A 629-nucleotide genomic window follows, 5' to 3' on the forward strand; every position below is an offset into this window, starting at 1 on the left:
CGCCGTCGCCACCAAGACCGCCACCTACGTCGAGGCCGTGCGCGGCACGCGCGCGCAGATCGTGGACACGCGCAAGACCCTTCCCGGCCTGCGCCTGGCGCAGAAGTATGCCGTGCGCCAGGGCGGCGGCACCAACCACCGCATCGGCCTGCACGACGCCGTGCTGATCAAGGAAAACCACATTGCCGCCGCCGGCGGCGTCACCGCCGTGCTGCGTGCGGCCCAGCAGGTGGCCGCGCGCGCGCAGTTCATCGAGATCGAGGTCGAAACCCTGGCCCAGCTCGACGAGGCCCTGGGCGCCGGTGCCAAGATGGTGCTGCTCGACAACATGCCGCTGGCCCTGCTGCACGAGGCCGTGCGCCTGAACGCGGGCCGCGCGATCCTCGAAATTTCGGGCGGCGTCACGCTCGACGGCCTGCGCGCCCTTGCAGAAACCGGCGTGGACCGCATCTCCATTGGCACCCTCACCAAGGACATCAAGGCGACCGACTTCTCGATGCGCCTGGAGGAATTCGCATGACCACCATCGCCATCAAGGAAGTCGAATACGAGCAGCCCGCGGACGGCACGGTCTGCAGCACCAAGCACGCCTGGGCGCGCGTGCCCGCCGAGCCCACGCCCACCGAGCG

Annotated in this window: 1 protein-coding gene and 1 pseudogene; both read left to right on the forward strand. The window is 69.8% G+C overall.

All coding sequences use genetic code 11. The annotated features are described in order from the left end of the window. The coding region (gene nadC, locus B2J89_RS21460) for a carboxylating nicotinate-nucleotide diphosphorylase (RefSeq protein WP_169170839.1) at positions 1-520 on the forward strand (520 nt) is incomplete at its 5' end. Beyond that, positions 517-629, forward strand: a pseudogene (locus B2J89_RS22960) (quinolinate synthase NadA); the annotation flags it as partial. The gene nadC and the pseudogene B2J89_RS22960, both read left to right, overlap by 4 nt.

This window comes from Acidovorax sp. SRB_24 (assembly GCF_012931925.1).